This is a genomic window from Aeromonas sp. R2-1, assembly GCF_040908425.1.
In the GTDB taxonomy this organism is placed as follows: domain Bacteria; phylum Pseudomonadota; class Gammaproteobacteria; order Enterobacterales; family Aeromonadaceae; genus Aeromonas; species Aeromonas caviae.
The window spans coordinates 21,693-38,615 of sequence record NZ_JBFODR010000054.1; the positions used below are offsets into that span (position 1 = coordinate 21,693).

At 64.5% G+C, this 16,923-nt stretch carries 10 protein-coding genes; 3 read left to right on the forward strand and 7 right to left on the reverse strand.

The features are described 5' to 3' along the window. Positions 1 to 137 precede the first annotated feature (137 nt). Positions 138 to 2,132: a methyl-accepting chemotaxis protein gene (locus AB5Y80_RS19630; RefSeq protein WP_368173419.1), complete on the forward strand. Its 1,995-nt coding sequence runs from the start codon at positions 138 to 140 to the stop codon at positions 2,130 to 2,132. 62 nt (positions 2,133 to 2,194) lie between these two features. On the opposite strand, the gene AB5Y80_RS19635 is transcribed toward AB5Y80_RS19630, so the two are convergent. Next, a complete protein-coding gene (locus tag AB5Y80_RS19635; protein WP_010675902.1) occupies positions 2,195 to 2,608 on the reverse strand; it encodes a hypothetical protein in 414 nt (137 codons plus the stop codon). Between the two features lie 130 nt (positions 2,609 to 2,738). Beyond that, positions 2,739 to 3,740 carry a sensor domain-containing diguanylate cyclase gene (locus AB5Y80_RS19640; RefSeq protein WP_048209682.1) on the reverse strand — a complete coding sequence of 334 codons (1,002 nt, stop codon included), beginning with the start codon at positions 3,738 to 3,740 and terminating at the stop codon, positions 2,739 to 2,741. A 386-nt stretch (positions 3,741 to 4,126) separates the two neighbouring features. On the opposite strand from AB5Y80_RS19640, the gene glnK reads away from it, so the two are divergent. Together glnK and AB5Y80_RS19650 are read left to right on the forward strand one after the other, a co-directional pair. Further along, the gene (gene glnK, locus AB5Y80_RS19645) at positions 4,127 to 4,465 is read left to right on the forward strand and encodes a P-II family nitrogen regulator (RefSeq protein WP_010675904.1); all 339 of its coding nucleotides are present in this window, start codon (positions 4,127 to 4,129) and stop codon (positions 4,463 to 4,465) included. Positions 4,466 to 4,490: 25 nt separating this feature from the next. Continuing rightward, a complete protein-coding gene (locus AB5Y80_RS19650; protein WP_042864817.1) occupies positions 4,491 to 5,732 on the forward strand; it encodes an ammonium transporter in 1,242 nt (413 codons plus the stop codon). A 487-nt stretch (positions 5,733 to 6,219) separates the two neighbouring features. Here AB5Y80_RS19650 and AB5Y80_RS19655 read toward each other — a convergent pair whose 3' ends face one another. The 5 genes from AB5Y80_RS19655 to recC all read right to left on the reverse strand — a co-directional run bounded on the left by AB5Y80_RS19655 (position 6,220) and on the right by recC (position 16,811). Beyond that, entirely contained in the window at positions 6,220 to 6,996 is a 777-nt protein-coding gene (locus AB5Y80_RS19655) for a hypothetical protein (protein ID WP_168968635.1), read from the reverse strand. A gap of 288 nt (positions 6,997 to 7,284) precedes the next feature. Beyond that, positions 7,285 to 7,626 (reverse strand): DUF6678 family protein, encoded by a 342-nt coding sequence (locus tag AB5Y80_RS19660; protein ID WP_368173420.1) that lies wholly within the window; start codon positions 7,624 to 7,626, stop codon positions 7,285 to 7,287. 151 nt (positions 7,627 to 7,777) lie between these two features. Further along, positions 7,778 to 9,832 carry an exodeoxyribonuclease V subunit alpha gene (gene recD, locus AB5Y80_RS19665; RefSeq protein WP_368173421.1) on the reverse strand — a complete coding sequence of 685 codons (2,055 nt, stop codon included), beginning with the start codon at positions 9,830 to 9,832 and terminating at the stop codon, positions 7,778 to 7,780. 8 nt (positions 9,833 to 9,840) lie between these two features. Beyond that, entirely contained in the window at positions 9,841 to 13,455 is a 3,615-nt protein-coding gene (gene recB / locus AB5Y80_RS19670; protein ID WP_368173422.1) for an exodeoxyribonuclease V subunit beta, read from the reverse strand. After that, the gene (gene recC, locus AB5Y80_RS19675; protein WP_368173423.1) at positions 13,455 to 16,811 is read right to left on the reverse strand and encodes an exodeoxyribonuclease V subunit gamma; all 3,357 of its coding nucleotides are present in this window, start codon (positions 16,809 to 16,811) and stop codon (positions 13,455 to 13,457) included. The genes recB and recC overlap by 1 nt, the downstream gene beginning before the upstream one ends. Positions 16,812 to 16,923 lie beyond the last annotated feature (112 nt).

Here is a 16,923-nt window from a genome sequence, read left to right on the forward strand (position 1 = left end):
CAGTTTTTCACCTTTTCCTGCCTGGCCGCATCATGTTATGTGAGCGATAACAAACGTTTTACTTTCGAAATAAATCATAATGGCCCCTCACACAACAGACGCGGGCACGATCCCGGACACAGTGGACAGGAGTCGTTATGGGATGGAATCTGGGCACAATCAAGGGGCGCTATACCGCCGTTTTTCTGGGCTTCATGGCGCTGGTGTGCGCCCTGACGGTGATCGGCATCCAGATCTGGATCACCCCCGCCCTGCAAAAAGCGGGGGAGGAGAACGTGGCGCTGCGGGTCGGCGAGATAGCGACCGACATCCGTGACCAGCTCAACGGGGTGCAGACCCAGTCGCGCAGCATCACCCAGCTGGTGGCACAACTGCCGAGCGAGCAGATAGATGCCCAGCTCCCGGCCCTCATCGACCAGTACGGCAACGGCATGGTCTTCGGTGGCGGCATCTGGCCCCTGCCGGACAAGCGGGAGGCGGGACGCGCCAAGTTCAGCACCTTCTTCCACAGGGATGCGTCCAACGCCCTCATTCCCAACACCTACTGGAACTCGGCAGAGGCGCCCAACTATTTCGATCAGCCCTGGCACAAGGCCGGTCAGCAGGCGCCCCGTGGCGTCTGTGCCTGGGCCGCCGCCTACAAGGATGGCGCGAGCCAGCAGCCGAGAACCAACTGCGCCATGGGGATCTACCAGGATGGCGCCCTCTACGGGGTGTCGACCATAGACGTCACCCTGGGCTTCTTCAACGACCTGGTGGCCAAGAAAGAGCAGGAGATCGGCGGTCAGGTGATGATCATCGAGGCTGACGGCAAGATCCTGAGCCGCAACGCCCGTCTGACCGGGGATGTGGTGCTCGGCAACCTCTCCGCCCACGCTGACTATCCCTTCGCCCTCGCCATCAGCGGCCTGCTGGGCCAGGATGCGAGCAAGGGGCAGCTGCGCACCACCTTCCAGGATCAGGGTGAAGAACAGACCCTGCTGATGGAGGCCATCGAAGGGACCCCCTGGTTGCTGGCCGCCGCCCTGCCTACCCGCACCCTGACCCAGGACAGCCGGGATGTGCTCGCCACCCTGGCGAGCATCCAGCTCCCCCTGGCGGGGCTGCTGTTCGTGCTCATGGTGCTGGCCATCAGCCAGCTTGGCAGCCGCCTGCAGACCCTCAAGCTCAACATCGACGCCCTCAGCGCCGGCGACGCCGATCTGACCGCCCGCATCCAGGTCAAAGGGCATGACGAGCTGGACAACATCGCCCTGTCGGTCAACCGCTTCATCGCCTTCCTGCAACAGATGATGGTGCAGGTGACCGCCGCCACCGACCTCATCACCCGCGAGCTGGCCCAGCTCGATCAGCAGACCGGGCAGGCCAGGCGGATCCTGGGAGAACACGCCAGCGAAACCGATCAGGTCGTCACCGCCCTCAACGAACTCAGCTCCACCGCCGACAGCGTTGCCCGCCACGCCAACGACTCCGCCAGCTTCACCGAGGCCGCCAACGGTCAGGCGGCAAGCTCCCGCAAGGTGGTGGGATCGGCCTCCGCCAGCGTGGTGGCCCTCATCGACGAGGTGGATCTCGCCGCCGCCAAGGTGCTGGAGATGCAGGAAGATGCCCAGCAGATCGGCAGCGTGCTCGGGGTGATCGGCGGCATCGCCGCCCAGACCAACCTGCTGGCGCTCAACGCCGCCATCGAGGCGGCCCGGGCCGGTGAACAGGGCCGGGGCTTCGCGGTGGTGGCCGACGAGGTGCGCGCCCTCGCGGCACGCACCCAGAACAGCACCGCCGAAGTGGGCAGCATGTTGTCACGGCTCACCCAGGGGGTCGCCGAGGCCGTGCTCGCCATGGAGCAGACCAAGCGCAGCTGCCAGGCGGCGGCCGACACCACGGGGCAGGTCACCGGCGGCCTCGACACCATGGCCGACGCCGTGGTGCAGATCCACGATCTCAGCAGCCAGATCGCCACCGCTGCCGAGGAGCAGAGCCGGGTGACCGAGGAGATCAACCGCAACATGGTGAGCATTCGCGACATGCTGAACCTCCTGGTGGAGAACGGCGGCAACACGGAGCAGAGCGCCGCCACCCTGCTGGGGTCCAACCGCCAGTTGCTGGCTCTGGTACACCGCTTCAAGGTGTGAGCCTGAACACCAGACAGCAAAAAGGGGCCCTCGGGCCCCTTTTTCATTCACTTTTCCAGGACTCAGGCCTTGTTGGCCAGGTTCAGGGTCTTCACGGTCTCGCCTTCGAACTTGATGACCACGTTCTTCTGGGCCACTTCGGAGTCTTTCAGCAGGGACTTGGTGGTCTCGGCCAGCAGCGGGGAGGCCTTGTTCAGAGCGTCCAGGTCATAGGTCCACACTTCCAGACCGGCGTCGGTCTTGGTGCTGGCCGGGGCGCCCAGCTTGTCCTTGATGGCCTGCTTGTTGGAGCCGCCTTCCTTGATGTCCAGGGCCTTCTTGATCGCTTCGTTGGAAGCGGTGTCCATGGCGTTGCCAGCCATCTCTTTGGCGGTGCTGGTGACGCTGCTGGTCACGGTGTCGGTCAGGGAATCCATCAGGCCGGCGTGGGCAACCAGAGGCAGGGCGGTCAGGGCAATCAGCAAGGACTTTTTCATGAAGATACATCTCGCAAGAATGAAAAGAGCGCGCATGAAACCAGCGGGATGAATTGGAGTCAAGAAAATCCCTTGGTCAAGCCGTATTCGGGGGGGAACAGCCCCGTAGCGGCTCCGACCAGTGCCCTTGTCAGCCGCTGAGCTGGTCCTTGCCCGCCAGCTTGGCCCGGTAGAGCGCCCTGTCGACCCGTGCCATCAGGTGGGACACCTGCTCGTCGGGGTCGGACTCCACCAACCCGAAACTCAAGGTCACGGGCTCGATCCCCTTGACCCTGGCATGGCTCAGGCGCTGCCTCAGCTTCTCGGCCACCACCCGGGCGTCGGGCAACCGGGTATTGGGAAGCACCAGCATGAACTCGTCACCCCCCCAGCGGGCCAGCAGATCGATCTCGCGGATGCAGCCCCGAGTCAGCTGCACGATATCGATCAGAGTCTGGTCCCCCACCCCGTGGCCATGGCGATCATTGATCTGCTTGAAGTCGTCCACGTCCATGGCGATCACGGCAAAGGGCTCCTTGAAGCGCTTGGCGCGCTCATGCTCCAGCCGCACCGCCTGCTCCAGCCGATAGCGGCTGGCCGCGCCGGTCAGGGAGTCCGTCTCCGCCAAGCGGCGGTTTTCCTCCACCTGGAACTGCAATGCCTGGTTGAGCCGCTCCAGTTCGGCGGTACGCTGCGCCACCTGCTGCTCCAGGGTGCGGTTTTGCAGCTCCAGCCTGGCGTAGAGTTCCCGCTGGGCGTGGATGTTGCGGTGTGCCCCCACCATCCTGGCGACACTGCCGTCCGGGTTGCGTGCGACGATGCGGCCACAATCCGCCACCCAGAGGTAGTCACCGTTACGGCAACGGCAGCGGTATTCGGCCCGGTAGTCCGCCGCCCGCCCACTCAGGCAGGCATCGAAGCTCTCCATGACCTGCGCCAGATCGTCCGGGTGGATCAGGTTCTCCCAGGTGAAGACGGTGTTGTCGAGGGAGTGGGGCTCATACCCCAGCATCTGATACCAGCCGGGATAGCGATGGACATAGCCGGTGTTGGCATTCCAGTCCCAGAGACCGTCGCTCACGACCTCCAGCATGCCGCTCATCACGGCCTCGTCGAGGGCCGGTTGCCTTGTCATCTCATTGTCATGCAGCATGAAAACCTTCCTTGTTCTGCTACTCGGCGCCACGGATCCGCTTGTTGACCTGGCGGGAAAACCGGGCCTGCCGGTCGAGCCTTCAAGGGGGCGACTGGCCTCGACACCCCGTCATGACGGGTTATCGGCCAGGTTGCCCTCTTGTTGAACAACAGTAGCAGCCCGCACACTTTCGAGTCTTGCGCGCCGTCACGCTCCCTTCCGTTCTTCTGCCGGCCAGATTGCACCACGGCGGTGCACACCTTTGGCGCAGCCCTGCCCATATTGGGCAAGCCTCGCTGACCAGGGCTGCGATTAATAAGTAACTATATGAATAAAAAGAAAAATACTTTTCTGGCGCAATATTTGCCTTTATCTGGGTGAACCACAAGGATTGGGGATATTGCATGAAATTAATCACCGCCATCATCAAGCCGTTCAAACTCGACGACGTGCGCGAAGCCATCGCCAACCTCGGCGTCGAGGGGCTGACGGTTTCCGAGGTCAAGGGGTTTGGCCGCCAGAAGGGGCACACCGAGCTGTACCGGGGTGCCGAATACCAGGTGGATTTCCTGCCCAAGGTAAAGCTGGAGATCGCCACCCTGGCCGACAACGTCGAGCAGATCATCGAAGCCATCAGCAAGGCCGCCCACACCGGCAAGATAGGTGACGGCAAGATCTTCGTTTATGACCTGCAGGCCGCCGTGCGCATCCGCACCGGCGAGACCGACGCAGACGCCCTTTGATACGACTGGAACTGAGGAATACGACATGGAAGAGTTGATCACATCCGTCAGCGAGCTGCGCTATGCACTCGACACCTTCTACCTGCTGATCTCCGGCGTGCTGGTCATGTGGATGGCCGCCGGGTTCGCCATGCTCGAAGCCGGCCTGGTCCGCGCCAAGAACACCACCGAGATCCTGACCAAGAACATCCTGCTCTATGCCATCGCCTGCATCATGTTCCTGCTGGTCGGCTACAACATCATGTACGTGGACAACAGCGCCGGCGGCTGGCTGCCGAGCTTTGGCAGCCTGATGGGCAGCCAGGCGGACGACGCGGGCCACTCCCTGCACTCCGACTTCTTCTTCCAGGTGGTGTTCGTCGCCACCGCCACCTCCATCATCTCAGGTGCGGTGGCAGAGCGGATGAAGCTCTGGTCCTTCCTGCTGTTCTGCGTGGTGATGACCGGCTTCATCTACCCCGTGGAAGGCTACTGGAGCTGGGGTGGCGGCTTCCTGAAAGAGGCGGGCTTCTCCGACTTCGCAGGCTCCGGCATCGTCCACATGGCGGGCGCTGCCGCTGCCCTGGCCGCCGTGCTGCTGCTCGGCCCCCGTCGCGGCAAATATGGCAAGCAAGGGGAGATCTACCCCATCCCCGGCTCCAACCTGCCGCTCGCGACCCTGGGCACCCTGATCCTCTGGATGGGCTGGTTCGGCTTCAACGGTGGCTCCCAACTGGCGCTCTCCAGCGCCGCTGACGCCACCGCCATCGGCACCGTGTTCGTCAACACCAACGCCGCCGCGGCCGCCGGTGTGGTCGGCGCCCTGCTGGTCAGCAAGCTCACCTGGGGCAAGGCGGATCTCACCATGATCCTCAACGGCGCCCTCGGTGGTCTGGTCGCCATCACCGCCGACCCGGCCTCCCCCAGCCCGCTGTTCGCCAGCCTGATCGGCGCCCTGGCTGGTGCCCTGGTGGTCTACGCCATCGTCGCCTTCGATCGCCTGAAGATCGATGATCCGGTCGGTGCCATCTCGGTACACGGCGTCTGCGGCCTGTTCGGCCTGATGGTGGTGCCCTTCTCCAACACGAGCGCCACCTTCGGTGCCCAGTTGCTGGGTGCTGCCACCATCTTCGGCTGGGTCTTTGTCGTCTCCCTCGTGGTCTGGAGCCTGCTCAAGGCCACCATGGGCCTGCGGGTCAGCGAAGAGGAAGAGATGATGGGTGTAGATGTCCACGAGTGCGGCATCGATGCCTACCCCGAGTTCGTCAGCGTCAAATCCAGCATCTAAGCACGCCATCTGCTTGCGGGGCCCGGGGGACACCTCGGGCCCCGTTATTTTTGGCGGCTCGGCGCCCCTGAAGGCAGGAGGACGGTTCGAGTGATGCCACTCTGCCACGCAGCCGGTGAACCACCTGCTTTGCCCCCTCCCCTTTGCAAGGGGAGGGTCGGGATGTGCCGTACCGATTGATGGATGGGGCCATAACCCCCTCCCCGCCTCCCCCTTGGCAGGGGGAGGAGCAACCAAGCGGCCCCTGTCTGGACGAATCAAATAATCGAGGTAGCAGCTACGTAGGTTCGATTAGCGAAGCGTAATCGGACAGCGTATTTGCTCCCCTCTCCCGTTTATTAGAAAAGGAGGAGAAGGGCTGGGGATGAGGGGGCGGAAAAAAGAAAATACGCGGTAAACGTTGGGCTTCGCTACGCTCAGCCACAACCTACAAAATCGGTAGGTTGGTGCTGAACCTGCGAAACTCAACATACGAGATGATCAACAGTTAAATACTCAGGCCATGTCTCGACTCATCCGATAGTGGATTTTTTAAGGCTTCTTGGTATGCCGCCTCGCATTTTCGCCAGAACGCATAATGAGATGCACGCAGCTCCATTTCGACGTTTGCGTCAAAGTGAACCGAAAATATATATCGCACTGAGCCCAGGCTTATTGAACTTTGAAAGCTTGTGGGGATTTGTGTTTTTGAATCGAAATGAACAATAAGCCCTCCGTGCGCTGCGAATTTATACTCTCCGAGTTTATGGCGATATGCCTCATAGGTCGGGTCTGCATCAATTCTTAGAAAAATAATGTTTCGCCTAGACTGCCCTATGGCGAAATCGCAAGCTTCTAATGGACGGGGGCCACATGATTCAGCAACATGGCAACATAATAGTTTGGAAAAGTATCTAAATACATTGAAGTACTCCTCTGAGCCAGAGGTATATTGTGGCAAGCTGAATACTAACGAAGGATCACGACCCTCTGACAAAAATGAGAAGACCAAAGCATGAAACCGGTCGAATTCATGGTCAGCAGCTTGTGTACGAGTTCCATTACACAAGGAACACATCCGAGCAGAGAAGTGGAAGGCTCGGGACTTCGGGCCTTGTGCCAAACGAGGAATGCTTTCGCCATCGAATTTTCCGATAAACATAACATCCTTCCCGAAAATTTTTCGCAAAGCAGAAGCTTTTATTTTGTGCTCTCCAGTGAGAGATTTACCCGACCCGCACAGACAACAATTTTCTGCTTGGTACGGTTCAAAAAATTTCCCCATCAAAAGGCTCCAAAGATACTCGTAATTGGCGGATTATACTCTGTAGTGCAACACCTACTTTAAAATCAGGCCTCCTTGAGTTACTCGCAAAAGTTCACCTGAGGTTGTTTAAATACCAGACATATACGGGACCTTGAAGTTGAACCGCTTTTTGAAGGCTGAAAATACCGCCACCGTCACTAGGCTAAAATTACTGCTCTATGTATTATCCCGACCTCCCCGCCAATTTAGAATAATGTTCGGTCTTTTTCCATATCCCTCGAGTCATCAGGGCTCCCGCATCGGTGTTCAAATGCTGGTTAACTCCAAGTAGTCCATCGGTTTACCGAGCGGAGCATAGCCGTAGACCCGAAATACATTCCCGATCCGCTCTCCGGGCACCCGCACCTGTAGCAACACCTCCTGCACGGCTGAGGTCTGCTCAGGCGACGTGGTTTCTATTTCCAGCCACTCGATATGCTCGTAGCCACCCACTTTAAAGTGATAGAACCATTCCCCATCCCAATCAGATAGATACCGGCTGTGCAGGTCCCGCACACGCCACCTGGGAGAGAGAGCTCCCAGCGCATACATACCGAGCCGGATTTCTTCCCACCTAGTGGCATTCATCAATCGCACCAGTCCCATCATGCCCTCATCCAATCCAGATTCACTGACGCAGTCGCCACAGATATCCGTCATTCCTATGGCTGACTGGCGTGTGTATATGCCCTTTAATAAAAAGCGAGCAATCATTAGCAAGGCATTATCGGCTAGTAAAACCCCTCACCGCCGCCATCAATCACTCCCCCAACCTCTGTGCCAACCCCGAATACCGCTCGGTCTTTTTCCGTACCGCCTGAGCCAGCAGGGCACGATCGCCGTAGAGATCGAGGCGGGCCTTGGCGCGGGTGATGCCGGTGTAGACCAGCTCACGAGTCAGGAGCGGGCTGGGGCTGTCGGGCAGCACCAGCACGGTATGGGCAAACTCCGACCCCTGGGATTTGTGGATGGTCATGGCGTAGACCGTCTCATGGGGGGGCAACCGGCTGGGTAGCAGGGCCCGCAGGGTGCCGTCCGGCTGCTCGAACCACACCTTGAGGCGGCCGGAGTCATCGGGCAGGCAGAGCCCCATGTCGCCGTTGTAGAGGCCGACCCCGTGGTCGTTGCGCACCACCATCACCGGGCGGCCCGCATACCAGTCGCCGTCACGCTGGATCAGCCCTGCCTTGGCGAGGGCCAGTTCGAGCCGCTCGTTGAGCCCCGTCACCCCGAAGGGGCCGTCCCGCAGGGCGCAGAGGATCTGGAAGCCGTTGAACGCCTTGAACACCGCCGCCGGATCCTCGCCGGCCCGGGCCGCCTTGAGGTAGCTGCCATAACCGGCGACCCCCTGGGCAATCAGGGCGTTGTAGGCCTCCCCCGCCCAGGGGTGCAGGCGGATGTCGCCAAATCCTGCGCTCCAGACCGCCTCCACCGCCGCCCCGTCGCCGCTGTTGCAGGCCCGCGCCAACTGGCCGATGCCCGAATGCTGGTCAAAGCGCCAGCTCTTGGAGAGCAAACAGAGGCTGTCGCGCACGCTGGCCCCCGCTGGCGTGCCTTGCAGGCGATAACCGGTCTGGCGGGAGAGCCAATCCGCCTGCGCGGGGCTGATGCCCTGTTCGATAAAGCTGCAGATATCCCCGAGCACGGCCCCCGCCTCCACCGAGGCGAGCTGATCCTTGTCGCCGAGCAGGATGAGGCGGGCGTGGCGGGGCAGCGCATCCAGCAGGCGCGACATCATGGGCAGGTCCACCATGGAAGCCTCGTCCACCACCAGCAGGTCGAGGTGCAGCGGGTTGCCTCTGTGATGGCGGAACTGGCTGCGCCCGGGGATCACCCCGAGCAGCCGGTGCAGGGTGCCCGCCTCGGTGGGGATGGCCTGTACCCACTCGGGGGGCAGATCCAGGGCCTGCAGGGCAGCGCCGATACTCTCGGTCAGACGCGCCGCCGCCTTGCCAGTGGGGGCCACCAGCCGGATCGCCGGTGCCTTGCCCCCTTGCAGGCCGGTCTCCACCAGGATGGCGAGGAGCTTGGCCACCGTGGTGGTCTTGCCGGTGCCGGGGCCGCCGGAGATGACCGCGAAGGGGCGCGCCGCCGCCGTGGCCGCCGCCAGCTTCTGGCCGTTGCAGCAGAGCGCCTCGGGCACCAGGGTATCCAGCCGCTCCAGCTCGCTGGCCGCCTGGGCGCTCTTTAGCAGGGTCTCCACGGCGGGCCACTCCACCTCGTGGGGGAAGACCAGATCCAGGTACTTCTCCACAAAGTGGCGGACGGAGAAGTCCGGTGCGAGGCGGGCCTTGAGCAGGGCCCCGAACACCAGGCCGTAGTCGCGGGCAAAGAGGCGTGACAGGGCCGGGGCAATCTCCGGCCATTCGGCCCGTTCACTCAAGGCGCTAAGGTGGCGGGCCACCCCCAGCTCAAAGTCGTGGTAGCGGGTGAGGTAGAGGCGATCCCCCCAGAGTCGCAGGGGCCAGCGGGGGCTCTCCCCCTCCTCCTGTTCGCTCCCCACCAGGGGGCTGGCCGCAAAGAGGGCGGGCCAGCTCGCGGGATCCGCGAGATCCGCCAGCAGATCCCGGCTCTGATCCGGATCCAGCCCGAAGGGGCGCGAGGATCCCTGCCCGTCACCGCCCTGAGCAAGCATCGCCAGCGGCAGGCAGACATGGCCGCGCCCCAGCTCATGGCAGGCGAGCGCGGCCCCCAGCACCAGCTCGGGGCTGCCGCCAAGGTCGGCCACCAGCCTGGCAAATTGCAGGTCAAGCTGGCGGATGCGCCCCGCCAGCGCCAAGGCTTTCAGCCGCTCTATCATGGTTTCGCCCTTCATCTCGCCCCTCATGCCTCTGCCTTGTTCGATTTTTCTAAACGATGATCGTCAGACGTCACACCTTTACTAAACAACTCGTCCAGCCCCTGCACCAGTTCCCGGCTGGGCCGGGCATGGAAAATGCCCCCCTGGGGCATGCCGCGCAGGAAGAGATAGAAGACCCCGCCAAAATGCCGGTCGAAATCGTAGCCCGGCAGCCGCAAGGCGAGCAGCCGATGCAGGGCCAGCGAATAGAGCTGGTATTGCAGATCGTAGCGATGCTCGCGCATGGCCCGCTCCAGGGCCGGGCGGCCGTAATCGGCGGGGCTCATACCAAGGTGGTTCGATTTGTAGTCGAGCAGATACCAGCGCCCCTGCCACTCGAACACCAGGTCGATGAAGCCCTTGAGCATCCCCTGCACGGTGGCAAAACCGAGCGGCTTGCCGCCCCGCGACAGGGGGTCGTGCTGCTGGCAGAGTGCGGTGAGCGCCGGTGCCGTCACCCGCCCCATGGGCAGGAAGAACTCCAGCTCCACCTGTTTGCGCTCGGGGGCCAGATCCCGCAGCCGCACCGGATCCCCAAGGCCGGTCTCAAGGGGGGTATCCAGCACCGCCTCCACCTGCTGTTGCAGCACGGGGGCCCAGCCTTCGTCGAACCCCTCCTGGGTCAGTAGGGCGGCGATGTGCTGTGCCAGCGACTCGCCCTTCGCGTGCTCGAAGTCGATGGTCTCGAACAGGCTGTGGAGCAGGGTGCCGGGACGCGCCCCCTTGGGGAAGGTGAAGATGGAAGGGGCAGGCGCCTCCTCTTCCTGCACGGTGACGGCAGCCTCGGTGGCCACCTCGTCGTCGAAGCCGGGGTTGGCCAGCACCCCCTTGCCGTGGCCGTTGCCCTGGGCCGCGAGCCCGGAGTAGGAGCTGATCCACCAGTCCCGCTCAAGCTGCCCCTGGAACGCGCGCACGGTGGGCTCCCCCGGCTTCTCCGCTTCGGCGGGCAGCGGGGCCGGGCGGGTGAGCGAGGGCTCACCGACGGCCACCCCCGGCAGGGCCTGGGCCAGGTCGGTGAGGGCGGTCGCCAGTGTCCCGGCGTCCCCCTCCTCCCCCTTTTGCAGCAGGTAGCCGATGGCGGTGCGGTGCAGGTCGGTCTTCTCCGACTTGCCCGCCCCGGAGCGCACCGGCGCCAGCCCGAGCCAGGTGGCATAGACCCCCCGGGTCAGGGCCACGTAGAGCAGGCGCAAGTCTTCGGCGAGGCGCTCCTTGTCGGCCTCGGCCAGGGACTCCTCGGCGCCGGTGAGATCGAGCACGGTGCGATTGCCCGCCTCCCCCGTTTCGTGGAACAGGGGGGTGTCGGCGGCGCGGTGGCTGCAAATGAACGGCAGGAAGACCAGCGGGTACTCCAGCCCCTTGGATTTGTGGATGGTGACGATCTGCACCAGCTTGCGCTCGGACTCCAGGCGAAGTATCTGCTCCCCGTCCTGGCCGTTGGGCTGGCTCACCGCCTCCCCGAGCCAGCGCAGCAGGGCGTACTCCCCGTCCAGCTCGCCGCTCGCCTGTTGCAGCAGCTCGCCGAGATGGAGGAAGTTGGTCAGCCGCCGCTCCCCGTAGGGGCTCGCCAGCAGGGAGGCGGCGAGGTTGCGCCCGTGCATCAGGGCCCGCAGCATGGCCAGCACCCCGTGGCGATGCCAGACCGCGCGGTATCCCATGAACTCCTGCACCGCGCTCTCCCAGGCCCGCTCGTCCGAGGCCAGCGCGTCCAGGGCCCTGGCATCGAGATCGAACAGGCCGGTGGCGAGCGCCGCCCTAAGGCTTCGCTCATCGCTCGGGTTCTGGCAGGCATGCAGGATCAGCAGGATCTCCCGCGCCTCCACCTGGGCCAGCACGCTCTCGCGGTTCGACAGATAGACGGAGGCGATGGCAAGGCGCGCCAGCTCCTGCTGCACCAGCTTGCCCTCGGCGCCGGTGCGCACCAGCACGGCGATATCCCCGGCCCTGACCGGCTCGCTGCCGAGCATCGCCTTGCCCTCCCGGGCCAGCGTGAGCAGGCGATGGATCTCCGCCGCCGTGGCGCGGGCCATCCTGCTCTGGTACTCCCCCTTGTTGAAGGTGGGCTGACCGGTGAGCTGCCAGCAGTGCAGCACGGGGGCGCTCTGCCCCTCGATCAGCAGTGCCCGGCTCTTGCCCTGCGCCTCCACCGGCAGGAAGGGGATGTCCGCCTCGTAGATGAAGGGATCCTTCGCCCGCTCGAACAGGCCGTTGACCGCCGCCACCAGGGCGCGGCTTGAGCGCCAGTTGCGCCCCAGGGTGTAGTGGGCGCTCACATTTCGCCGCGCCTGGATGTAGGTGAAGATGTCCGCGCCACGAAAGCCGTAGATGGCCTGCTTGGGGTCGCCGATCATCAGGAGCGCCGTGTCCTGGTGACCGCCGTAAAGGCGATGGAAGATGCGGTACTGCTGGGGGTCGGTATCCTGGAATTCATCGATCATGGCGACCCGGTAGGTGGTGCGGATGCGCTCGCACAGCCGCTCCCCCAGGCCCGAGCCGAGCGCCCCGTCGAGATCCCGCAGCAGATCGTCGAAGGAGAGCTGATGGGCCTGGCGCTTGCTCTCCTGCATCCGGCTGCGCACCACCCTGGCCGCCCGCTGCAAGACGAGATCCCGGATGCCGGGTCGGCTCGCCAGCAGGGCGTCTATCTCGCCAAAGAGCGGCAGGGTGGGCACCGTTCCCCCCTTCTTGAGGTTCTCCTCCAGCGCCTGCTGGCCGAAGCGCTCCAGCTCCTTGGGGAGGACGTAGCCGCTGGTCTCGTCCTGCGCCCAGTCGCCAATCTTGGCAAGCCAGCCCTCATAGTTCTTGCCGGTGTAACGGCTGATCTGCCCCTCGGTCTGGCGGCGGATCTCGTCCGTCTGCGCCAGCCACCCGGCTTTCACCGCCCCGATGCGGGCCATGGCGACGCTGTGCCGCGCCGCCAGGGTCTCGTCCCCCGCCACCGGGCGGATCTCCAGCTCGTCGTTGTCGAGCCAGCTCCCCATCTCCCGCAGCAGGGCGGCGGGGCTCGGCCAGAGCCTTCGCACCGCCCGGGCCAGGGGCTGATCCACCGGATAGAACTCGGCGCGCCAGTAGTCACTCACCGCCTGCAGCCGGAGCCGGCTGTCGTCGGTCAAAAATTCGGTTTCAAAGAGGGCGCCCGACTCGAAAGCGTTCTGCCTGAGCATCCGCTGGCAGAAGCCGTGGATGGTGAAGACCGCCGCCTCGTCCATCTGCCGCTCGGCGGCCAGCAGGCGACGGGCCGCCAGGTCGTGATCCTCCACCTCCGCCAGCAGTTGGGCCAGCAGGGTGTCCGTGCTGTGGCCGCGCATAAAGGCGAGACGCGCCTCGTGGATGCGGGCGCGGATCCGCCCCCTCAGTTCGGCGGTGGCCGCCTCGGTAAAGGTCACCACCAGGATCTCGGTCACCGACAGGGGCCGCTCGTGGGCACAGGGCTGACCGGCGTCTCCCCCCTCCTCGCCTGCTTGTTCGATAACCGGGCCGTGGCCCAGCAAGAGGCGCAGATAGAGGCCCGCGATGGTATAGGTCTTGCCGGTCCCGGCGGAGGCCTCGATCAGCCGCTCGCCATAGAGGGGAAAACGCAGGGGATTAAGCGGGTTAGCCATTATTGCAACTCCTCCAGCGCCTGATGGAGCGGGGTCAGGTGTTCACGGGCCAGCCCCTGCAACTGGGCCAGCACCTCGTCATCGAGTTCCGGGAAGCAGCGGGCGACATAGACATCCTGCCCCTCTCCCGTCACCATGTAGCCGCCGTTGAAGCGGGCAAGTGCCGCCTTGTCGGCCTCCTCCGGCTTTGCCGGATCCTTCTCGATCGCCCTGAGCCACTCCCAGGCGGTGCTCGGGAAGAAGGGCAGCGGCCGCTTCATCCCCTGGGTCCAGAGGGCCACCAGGGCCGCCAACCTGGGCCGCGCCTCGTCCGCCGCAAGCCTTGGCAGCCGCAGACTCTGTTTGGCATCGAACAGCAGGGTGTCGCCGGGGGCGCTGCTCAATGAGAGGCAAAGGTGCTGGATCCAGGCCAGCAGCAGATCCTTGCCGTTGAAGCTGCCGGGTTTGACCACCAGCGCTCGTCCCTTCTGGGTGTCTATCCAGCCCTGAAGCTGCCCCTGGGCCAGGGCGATGTCGATCTCCACCGCCTGTTTGTCCCCCGTCCAGGGGCGCAGCCGCGCCGCCAGCTTGCCCATATCGCCGTCGATCTCCTCCAGCAGCAGGCTGCCGAACCACCCTTGCGGCAGCAGGCCGGAGAGTTGCAGCCGGTGGCGACGGGCCTCGCTCTCCCCCTCGGTCAGATGGGCATCCAGCAGCAGCGCCTTGAGCTGATAGTGCTGCAGGCCGTCCAGCTCGAAGGGCTCGCTGTCTTCGATGGTCGCCTCCTCCAGCTCGAACCACACCTTGAGGCGGCGGTTGAGGAAGTACCTGGCGGGCTGGCGATAGAAGCGCAGCAGCTCCGCCAGCTCCAGCCCCTGCTCCCTGCCCCACTCCGCGGGCAGGGGCAGATCGCCGCTCTGGAAGTTGGCGGCACCCCGCTCCGGGCTCAGGGCCGGCAGCCAGTCGGCGGCATAGGTGAAGAGACCGGAGCCGGGTTCGGGGTAAAAGTAGGCCGGGCTGTAGGGGGTGAGGGGGTGCGCCACGATCAGGTGTTCGAGCAGCCGCCGGCCCGAGGTGTCGTCGTCGAGATCTTCATCCCCCGCCAGCACGAAGCCCTGGCGCACATAGTCGATGAGCTCCGCCAGCAGCACGGAGGGCACCTTCTCGCTGTTGTCCTGGGCGCTGAACCCCTGATAGCTGATGTAGAGCCCCTGCTGGGCACTGAGGAGCGCCTCGAGGAAGAGGTAGCGGTCGTCATCCCGGCGGGATCGGTCCCCGCGCCGCGAGGCCACCGCCATCAGATCGAAGCCCATGGGAGGCAGGGTGCGCGGGTAGACGCCGTCGTTCATGCCGAGCAGGCAGACCTGGCGGAAGGGGATGGAGCGCATCGGCATCAGGGTGCAGAAATTGACCTGACCGGCGAGGAAGCGCTGGCTGGAGCGGGACTCCCCCAGCACGCTGCCGAGGTAGTCCTGCAACAGGTCGGCACTGATGGCCTGCTCGAAGCGGGCCTCGCCGAGCTGGGCCTGCCAGTCGGTGAGCTGGCTGCGGATGAGCTGGAGCTGGCGCTCTTCATCCTCGTCGGCGAGATAGAAGCGCTCCAGCAGCGCCAGCAGGCAGGCGTGCCACTCGGCCAGCGGCTGCGCCTGTTGCAGCCGGGGCAGAAACTCCGCCAGGGAGTCGACGAACCAGGCGAGCTTGCCGAGGATCAGCCCCTGCTGCCCCTCGATGTCCGCATAGGGCAGGATCCCCGCCACCGGCTCCCCGTCCCCCATGGCAAAGCCCAGCAGCATGCGCCTCAGGCCGAACAGCCAGCTGTTGCCGGACAGACGCGGCAGCGCGAAGCGCTCGGGATAGTCGTCATCCAGCCCCCAGCGGATGCCGGTCTCCTGCACCCAGCGCCGCAGCACGTTGAACTCGTCGTCGTCCAGCTCGAAGCGGCGCAGCACGGCGGGCACCTCCAGGATGGCGAGCAGCTCCCCCGCCCCGAAGCGGGCGTTCGGCAGCCTGAGCAGGGCGAGGAAACTTTGCAGCAGCGGGCTCTCCTGGCTCGCCGCCCGATCGGAGATCGCAAAGGGGATCTGGCCGCGGGCCCCGCCCCGCCCCTTGCCGCCCTCCTTGCCAAAGACGGCCTGGATGTAGGGGCCGTAGCTGTTGACGTCCGGCATCATCACCACCACGTCTTTGGGGGTGAGGGTGGGATCCTGCTCGAACAGGGCCAGCAGCCGGTCGTGCAGCACCTCGAGCTCCCGCATGGGGCCGTGGCAGGCGTGGATCTGCAAAGTGCCGTCATCCAGGCTGACAGGGCTCTTGTGGTGGCTGGCATCGAGACTGAACTCGCCGGCCCCCCGTTCCGCCAGCTCCAGCACGTCTTTCTGGATGGCCCGCAGCAAGTTGACCTTGCCCTCATCGTCGCGATCCTCGATGTCGACGAAGGCCTCGATCTGCGGCACCTCCAGCTCCATCAGCTGGTGCAGGTAGTCGCGCCCCAGCTTGCCCATGGAGGCGAGCAAGGGGTTGGCGGGACCCTGCAGGGTCTCGAGATCCGTGCCGGGCTTGAGCTTGTTTTCGAGGCGCGCCAGGGTCTTGCGATCGAGCAAGTCCCCCCAGTAGTAGCGGCAGGGGTTGGTCACAAAGAGGTGCACCTCCACCTCGGGGCGGCTGCCGAGGGCCAGCAGGGCCTCCACGTAGCGGGGCGGCAGGGCCGAGATGCCGAACACGAAGACCCGTTGCGGCAGCCTGCCCGGCAGATCCCGGGTGCGCTCCAGCTCGTGGATGAAGGCCTCGTAGAGGTTGGCGCGGTGGTAGCCGCTGGGGCTGAGGGCCAGGGTGCGGGCCACCAGCTCGCGCCAGAGCTCGGGCTGCCAATCCTGACCGCTCACCCCGGCCAGCTCCTGGCTCAATCCTTCCCCCTCTTCCCAGCGGGCGATCCAGTCCGGCCGGTAGACCAGATACTGGTCGAACAGATCCGCCACCTTCTGGCAGAGCTGCCAGAGCCGCACCTGCTCCGGCGCCGCCCCGTCACTGCCCCCCAGATAGGCCGCGAGGGGCGCAAAGGCGGGTCTGCCGAGCAGAGTGGGCAGAATGGTCATCAGGTGCCAGCTCATGGCCCCCTTGTTGTAGGGGCTCTGGCGGGGCACGTCCGCCAGCACCCGGGTAAACATCTCCCAGATGAAACTCGCGGGCAGGGGAAAGTCGATGTTGGCGGCGATGCCGAACGCCTTGGCCAGCTCCAGCTTGAGCCACTGGGCCATGCCGGGACTCTGCACCAGGATCTGCTCCCGCTCGAAGGGGTGGGAGAGCGGAGCCTGCCGGATGCGGCTCACCAGCAGCTCCTTGAGCAGATCCAGCTGATTGGAGTGGTAGAGGGTAAACATGGACGACTCCCGCCAATTTCATGAAGAGGGGGTGCGCGGGGGGACACTCTCTGGCATTCCCGTCACGGCACGCGAATCGGGATTGTCGGGGATCGGGGGATAAGATGCAAAA